We start from the raw sequence: 255 nt of genomic DNA, 5'->3' as shown, positions 1-255 counted from the left end.
ATTTCTATGAGATTACTTGAAGAAAACAAGATAGATAGGTCAGAGGTGTAAAGATAGTAATATCAAAGCTAACTGATACTAATAAATCGAAAACTTGACTGGAAATATATACTGTTATTGATTGGAAGTGAAGAATTGAATAAGTATGGTGATAAAAGCAAGAGGGATACACCTGTACCCATGCCGAACACAGAAGTTAAGCCTCTTAACGCCGATGGTACTACGATGGAAACGTCGTGGGAGAGTAGGTAGTCG

At 37.3% G+C, this 255-nt stretch carries 2 rRNA genes; both read left to right on the top strand.

From position 1 onward, the window contains the following. A 23S ribosomal RNA gene (locus ACU68W_RS09360) occupies window positions 1-102 on the top strand; the annotation flags it as partial. A 42-nt stretch (window positions 103-144) separates the two neighbouring features. Next, a 5S ribosomal RNA gene (gene rrf, locus ACU68W_RS09355) occupies window positions 145-255 on the top strand; the annotation flags it as partial.

The sequence above is a fragment of the Finegoldia sp. P2-F-LR genome (assembly GCF_052932265.1).
Note: the sequence above shows the minus strand (reverse complement) of the source record. Positions and strands in the feature narration are given on the sequence as shown.